At 58.8% G+C, this 6671-nt stretch carries 6 protein-coding genes and 1 pseudogene; 4 read left to right on the top strand and 3 right to left on the bottom strand.

The features are described 5' to 3' along the window. Together H537_RS47510 and H537_RS0135680 are read left to right on the top strand one after the other, a co-directional pair. A partial coding sequence (locus H537_RS47510; protein ID WP_043461595.1) for a formate dehydrogenase accessory sulfurtransferase FdhD occupies window positions 1-230 on the top strand: 230 nt, incomplete at its 5' end. A 1-nt stretch (window position 231) separates the two neighbouring features. Next, a complete protein-coding gene (locus H537_RS0135680; protein ID WP_029001698.1) occupies window positions 232-456 on the top strand; it encodes a formate dehydrogenase subunit delta in 225 nt (74 codons plus the stop codon). Between the two features lie 146 nt (window positions 457-602). Here H537_RS0135680 and H537_RS56945 read toward each other — a convergent pair whose 3' ends face one another. Continuing rightward, on the bottom strand, window positions 603-824 hold the full coding sequence (locus tag H537_RS56945; protein WP_375136353.1) for a hypothetical protein: 222 nt from the start codon (window positions 822-824) through the stop codon (window positions 603-605). A 742-nt stretch (window positions 825-1566) separates the two neighbouring features. Between H537_RS56945 and gcl the strand changes: the two genes are divergently transcribed. Continuing rightward, a complete protein-coding gene (gene gcl, locus H537_RS0135675; RefSeq protein WP_029001697.1) occupies window positions 1567-3363 on the top strand; it encodes a glyoxylate carboligase in 1797 nt (598 codons plus the stop codon). 323 nt (window positions 3364-3686) lie between these two features. Then, complete coding sequence (locus H537_RS0135670; protein WP_029001696.1) at window positions 3687-4610, top strand: NAD(P)-binding domain-containing protein; 924 nt, start codon at window positions 3687-3689, stop codon at window positions 4608-4610. A gap of 117 nt (window positions 4611-4727) precedes the next feature. On the opposite strand, the pseudogene H537_RS47505 reads toward H537_RS0135670, so the two are convergent. Together H537_RS47505 and H537_RS50455 are read right to left on the bottom strand one after the other, a co-directional pair. Continuing rightward, window positions 4728-5328: pseudogene (locus tag H537_RS47505) on the bottom strand (IS701 family transposase); the annotation flags it as partial. Window positions 5329-5733: 405 nt separating this feature from the next. Then, on the bottom strand, window positions 5734-6666 hold the full coding sequence (locus H537_RS50455; RefSeq protein ID WP_029001695.1) for a TIR domain-containing protein: 933 nt from the start codon (window positions 6664-6666) through the stop codon (window positions 5734-5736). Window positions 6667-6671: the final 5 nt, after the last annotated feature.

Genomic DNA, 6671 nt, shown 5'->3' with positions numbered 1-6671 from the left:
TCTGCATCACCAGCCGCGCCAGCTTCGAGATGGTGCAGAAGTGCGCCCGCGCCGGCGTCGCGGCGCTGGCGGCGGTGTCCGCGCCGACGGCACTGGCGGTGGAGACGGCCGCCGGCTGCGGCCTGCTGCTGATGGGCTTCGTGCGCGGCGAGGACCTGGTGGCCTACACGGGCGCCAACCGGCTCGGCCTGCAAGCGGCCGACGAGATTGCTTTTTCAACCAAGATCTGACATGGACGTTCACAACCTCGTGCACATGGCCAACCGCATTGGCGACTTCTTCCAGGCCATGCCCGACCGCGAAGAGGCCGTCGAGGGCATCGCTGAGCACCTGCGCAAGTTCTGGGAGCCGCGCATGCGCCGGCTGATGCTGGAGCACGTGGACCAAGCCGGCACCGCGGCGCTGCATCCGCTAATGGCACAGGCTGTTCAGGAGCAACGGGCGTCGCTTCTGTGACTGCTGGCCATGTTTGAGGATCGATAGCCTGACAGTAGGCCGGCGATAGCTCGCACTGGGCGGGGTGTAGCGCGGTCGTGGCCCGGCAAACCCGGTTCAACCTCGGACGGTGCGGCCTTTTGCGCTGTGTGCAGTGCTTGGCCACGTCAGCACAACGTTCCGGTGTCGCTGGAGCGGCATGTCGTCGGCGCGAGCGTTCGGTGGGCCTCAACAGCCTTGGCTGGCATCGCGTCCCCGGCACGACGCTCGATCCTGCGGTTGCCGATGCGCACGTCCTTGCGCTGGATCTCGTCCTCGTTGTGCAGCGTGGCATCGGTTACCGTGGTGCGCCCACGAACACCGGCTCCAGCCGCGCCTGTGCCGTACACGCCTTGATGAAGCCCTGCCGAGCACAGTGCAGGGTAAGAGCCGCATGCTGCTCAACTTGCTTAACCTGCACGAAGCACATACTGGCTTGGCTCACAGCCTCACGAAAATCGCGCGCAGCGCCCGCTGGCCGACGCAGTAGTGGGCGCTTGTGGACGCCTCCATACCGATCAGGCAAGGCGGTACGTTGGCGAAAACTCCAGCAGCTGTATCGCGAGCACCAAACAGTCTAGTGCCATTCTTGATAATTGATCCGAATGTACTGAAGGCGCCGTTTGATTATTGGGGAAATGGGTCAACGATGACTAAATCGACTAGATCGTAGATTTAGCCTTTTATTGACTGTGCATCTAACTATGATGCATGAATGATTTCACGACGATACAGGCAGAGCACATGCTATTGAAGGGGGTGTCGTGAAACGAATGGTTCCATAAATGGAAAAGACGACATGTGGGCCCAGTCGTGGCAGCAGACAAGTCTGCTTTTGTCGCTGCATCAGCATGAGCAGCATCGAACAGTTGCTCCAGTCTTGCCACCTTGAGCCTTTAGTGCAGCCCTTTGTGCCGGGCATGTCATCGGCACTGGCGAAACCGGTCCAGGAAGCCAAGTGCAGCCATTTCAAGGCGTTATGCGATTCGCTATGCCAAAAGGGAATATTTCATATGCGCTCGCTTGGATTTCATCCAACCACTTTTGATCTGAGCATTGAGCTAGTTGCTTTGAACAAATTTGGAGTGAAACATGGCCAAGATGAAGGCGGCGATGGCCGCGGTGCTGGTGATGGAGAAAGAAGGCGTGAGCCAGGCCTTCGGCGTGCCGGGCGCGGCGATCAACCCGCTGTACGCGGCGCTGCGTGAGCGCGGCGGCATCAGCCACGTGCTGGCGCGCCACGTCGAGGCCGCCTCGCACATGGCCGAGGGCTACACCCGGGCCCGCGCCGGCAACATCGGCGTTTGCATCGGCACCTCCGGCCCTGCGGGCACCGACATGATCACCGGGCTGTACTCGGCCGGCGCCGACTCCATCCCCATCCTGTGCATCACCGGCCAGGCGCCGCGCGCCCGGCTGTACAAGGAAGACTTCCAGGCCGTGGACATCGAGTCCATCGCCAAGCCGGTGACCAAGTGGGCCGTCACGGTGCGTGAGCCCGCGCAGGTGCCGCGCGCGTTCCAGCAGGCCTTCCACCTCATGCGCTCGGGCCGCCCGGGTCCGGTGCTGATCGACCTGCCCTTCGACGTGCAGATGGCCGAGATCGAGTTCGACATCGACACCTACGAGCCGCTGCCCGTGTACAAGCCCGCCGCGTCGCGCAAGCAGATCGACAAGGCGCTGGACATGCTGCTGGCCAGCGAGAAGCCGCTGATCGTCGCCGGCGGCGGCATCATCAACGCCGATGCCTCGAACCTGCTGGTCGAGCTGGCCGAGACGCTGGGCGTGCCGGTGATCCCCACGCTCATGGGCTGGGGCTCTATTCCGGACGACCATCCGCTGATGGCCGGCATGGTGGGCCTGCAGACCAGCCACCGTTACGGCAACGCCACCATGCTCGCCAGCGACTTCGTGCTGGGCATCGGCAACCGCTGGGCGAACCGGCACACGGGCTCGGTCGACGTCTACACCAAGGGCCGCACCTTCGTGCACGTGGACATCGAGCCCACGCAGATCGGCCGCGTGTTCATGCCCGACTTCGGCATCGTCTCGGACGCCAAGGCGGCGCTGGAGCTGTTCGTGCAGGCCGCGAAGGAGCGCAAGGCCGCGGGCACGCTCAAGTCCTATGACGACTGGGCCTTCCGCTGCGCCGAGCGCAAGCGCCTGATGCACCGCAAGAGCCACTACGAGCAGACGCCGATCAAGCCGATGCGCGTGTATGAGGAAATGAATGCCGTGTTCCCGCGCGACACGATCTACGTCTCCACCATCGGCCTGTCGCAGATCGCGGGCGCGCAGTTCCTGCATGTGTACGGGCCGCGCCAGTGGATCAACTGCGGTCAGGCCGGCCCGCTGGGCTGGACCATTCCCGCCGCGCTGGGCGTGGTGGCCGCGGACCCGACGCGCACCGTCGTGGGCCTGTCGGGCGACTACGACTTCCAGTTCCTGATCGAGGAGCTGGCGGTGGGCGCGCAGTTCCGGCTGCCCTACGTGCAGGTGCTGGTCAACAACTCGTACCTGGGTCTGATCCGTCAAGCGCAACGTGGCTTTGACATGGACTACTGCGTGCAGCTCTCCTTCGAGAACCAGAACATGCCCGAGGAAGCCGGCGAGCTGCGCGGCTACGGCGTGGACCACGTGACGGTGGTCGAGGGCCTGGGCTGCAAGGCGCTGCGCGTGACCGACCCCGAGAAGATCGGCGAGACGCTGAAGCAGGCGCACGCCATGGCGCTGGAGCACCGCGTGCCGGTGGTGGTGGAGTGCATCCTGGAGCGGGTGACCAACATCGCCATGGGCGTGGAGATCAACGCCGTCAATGAGTTCGAGTCCATCGACTGCCGCCACCCCGAGGGCACCAAGGGGCTGGAGCTTGCCGGGCTGCTGGATTAAAAGATTCTTCTTGCCTATCTCTAGGTCACCATCAGCGGCCGTGCGGTGGTGAACCTAGACAAGATGGACGCTCATCCTTTCGTGCAGTGCAACACCTACCAGGCACGGCGCGCGAAATCGCTGCCATATATGGCCCGCATTCACTCTTCGGCAAACCTGGCTACAACGAACGCACATTGCACGGCTGAACCAAAAGTATCCGCTTCAGCACATTAGTCATCGGCGTGGTGCCGAGCCAATTGGTTGCGAATGTTGACTGATCACCACCCGATCCAGATTCACTGCATCGCACGCCGAGCATCCAAATTTCACAGGAGCAATATATGACCTCTTTACCTCTGAAGGTCGGCTTCGTAGGCCCTGGCATCATGGGTGCGCCCATTTGCGGTCACCTCATCAGGGCTGGACACCAGTTGTTCGTGTACGCACATGGCAAGGTGCCGCGAGAGATGGCCGAAAGTTCAGCCACCCAATGCACCAGCGTGCGCGGTGTGGCACAACGTGCGGACATCATTTTCACCTTGATGCCGGACACGTCGGATGTGGAGTCTGTATTGTTTGATGAGAAAGGACTGGCTTCTGGTTTAAAGGCGGGCAAAGTGGTGGTGGATCTGAGCAGTATCTGCCCGATCAAAACCAAGCGGTTCGCCCAGCGTCTCAATGAGATTGGTGTGGATTACCTGGACGCGCCAGCGTACGGTGACGAGATGGCTGCCAAGGTCGCCAGTCTTACTTTCACGGTGGGAGGCCCGCAGCAGACCTTTAGCCGTGTTAAACCTTTGCTCGAGCTGATGGGTAAAAACATCACGCTGGTGGGGAGCAACGGCGACGGGCAGATCACCAAGGTTGCACACGATATCCTCGTCGCGCTCAACATTGCTGCTGTGGGCGAGGCGCTGGTTTTCGCTAGCAAGGCCGGTGCTAGCCCGGCCAGGGTACGTCAGGCACTGATGGGTGGTTTCGCCGCCAGCCGAATCTTGGACGTGTACGGCGAGCGCATGATCGAGCGCGCCTTTGAGGCGGGAATCTTTATCGATCGGCACCAGAAAGAATTGAACTTGGCGCTGGAGAGTGCGCGCAGTTTGAGCGTAGCGTTGCCTGGCACGGCCAGTGCCGCACAGCTGATGCAGGGCGGCACCGCGCATGGTCTTGCGAACCAGGATCAATCAACCTTGATTCACATACTGAAATCATTAACCAACCGTGAAGCCGCGTCCCAGGGTTGGTCTGATTGCGGCAGAGGTTGAGCTCAAGAATCACTTTCGCAAGATTGTCAGGACCTTGTGGTCCGCCGATCACACACGTTCAAGCGCCACCAAGATGATTCGACGCAGGCCTCCAGTTTAAATCAGCGCGGCCGTATATTCGCTCACCGCCTTATAAGGCTCTTCGCTGCTGCTGTCATTGACCTTGCGGTTGCTCTTGAGCAGGCAGGCAGTAGAAAATCTCGTCTGAGGCGTGGATGTGTTTCATCAGCTCCTTGGTGGCGTACCAGGAATCCATCAGCACGGTGCGAAAGCGCAGTTTCTTGCTGTGGATAGCGTTATCGAACATCTCCTTGGTATGGGCCAGTTTGGTCTTATGATCTTCGTCGGGTGCGTAGACGCGCCAGTCGATGACCCAATAGTGCCCCATCCTTAAATTGACGTACAGGCAGTTGACCACGCCGATGCCTTTGATCAAGCGATGGGCGTTGCCGCTGTACTGCAGACGCACCAAATCGATCTTGTGGGCGTGATTCTTGTCCAAGACGCTACAACCGAAAATCAAGTAAGCGTTATCGTCATATTCGATAACGTCTTTGACGCTATTCCAAAATTCTGCAGGAGTCACATTGTCATCCTGCAAGTAGCGGTTGCTGGCGTCATGAGAGAAGTACGGATGATGGTCTGCGAAATAGGTTTGTGTGTAATTGATATGACTGGATAGGGTGAACTGACAGTAATCACGACGAGTTGGCTTCACAGAAATCCTCGCGCATGAATGGACCTTCGATTTTACCCAGTCAAAAAACAGGATCAAAAAATATTATGAATTTACTTTTGCGTTAGTCCTGTTCATTTCTGGGCAAAATCGTCCTGCCCATTCTTATCTAACTCCTAGAGCAATGCGGCAGTACCGTAATAAAATTTCGTCGCTGATCTGATGGTATAGACAAGAAGAAGTCCGAACAAAATCTCGGCTATCAATATGGGGAAATTTCACTTGCAGGCCTTGCCATTCGGCGAGAGGCATTTTTGGGCCATTTTTCCTAAAAAGGATGACAGCCCCAGATGGGGCTGTTCATCGTGCAGCGCTTGGTGGGCATTAAGCAGGGGCGCTTATGCTGTGCAGCATGCCCCCGCTTCGCAACACCGGCTTACATGGCCTTTATTTTTCTGCCTGCAGCGGCTTGCGCACACCGAGCTTGCGCAGGTGCTGCTTGATTCTGTAGGTGACGGGACCAAGTGCAGTTGCAGGCTCCTCATCCGCTGACGGTTCTTTGTACGAAAGAGGTGTAAGCCCCTTGAAATCTGAGGGCAGCTTCACATCCTCCCCGCTGGGAACAAGCAGCAACGTACGCGCGCGTCCGAGCCTAGACATGAAAAAGCCAAGCTCGAAAATGACGTTGTCACGGGGGGCACTCGATTGACGGTCGCGCGAGCGGATCAAGTCGTCAGGCTGTGCGATGGCGATACCAAAGTCCGACTCGCTGACTGCGCGCTCCAGCGCCTCAATGGGATATCCACCGGGCGAGAAGATATGGTCGTCGCTCCAGACCTGGACTATGGCATCTTCGCGCTGGAGCCCGGCACGAATGCATTCGGCAATGTCCAGTGCCTCGGACGAGCAGATGAAAAAGACCCTCGGTTTGGCATTCGGGCGGTTGATGAACTGATTGCGCTGCTCCAAACGACCGGAGAGCTCAATGGCAAGCAGCCGCCAGATGCTTGGGTGCTTATGTCCGATTGCGTCAAGAGTCTCGTGCGAAACTTTTAGAGCAACTGTCGGTTCATTGGCTTGTATTGTTGCCGCACGCGTGATTTCAGCATTGATTGCTGACATCTCTCCGACCGTAACGTTTTTCTCTCGAGGGTAAAGCCTAGCATCCTTCACAATCACATGTACCTTGCCAGCGAGCAAGAAATACATGTCGCGGTCGCTGTCACCCTCAACGATCAGATTTTGGCCGGGAGCGAACTCAACCAACTCCCCAGCATTTGCGAAGGCTGTCGCTACGTCAGTATCGCCTTGAACGATCTTCTGCGCCCTAAGAGCGTTGATCAGTGTCGATTGGCTCTCAAATCGTTGCTTTAGACTCATTATCT

It is taken from the genome of Azohydromonas australica DSM 1124, from assembly GCF_000430725.1.
In the GTDB taxonomy this organism is placed as follows: domain Bacteria; phylum Pseudomonadota; class Gammaproteobacteria; order Burkholderiales; family Burkholderiaceae_C; genus Azohydromonas; species Azohydromonas australica.
Note: the sequence above shows the minus strand (reverse complement) of the source record. Positions and strands in the feature narration are given on the sequence as shown.

What these genes read in the sequence shown, in the direction of transcription:
- H537_RS0135680 (WP_029001698.1), top strand. Translation starts at nt 232, where the DNA reads ATGGACGTTCACAACCTCGTGCACATGGCCAACCGCATTGGCGACTTC.
- gcl (WP_029001697.1), top strand. Translation starts at nt 1,567, where the DNA reads ATGGCCAAGATGAAGGCGGCGATGGCCGCGGTGCTGGTGATGGAGAAA.
- H537_RS0135670 (WP_029001696.1), top strand. Translation starts at nt 3,687, where the DNA reads ATGACCTCTTTACCTCTGAAGGTCGGCTTCGTAGGCCCTGGCATCATG.
- H537_RS50455 (WP_029001695.1), bottom strand. Translation starts at nt 6,666, where the DNA reads ATGAGTCTAAAGCAACGATTTGAGAGCCAATCGACACTGATCAACGCT.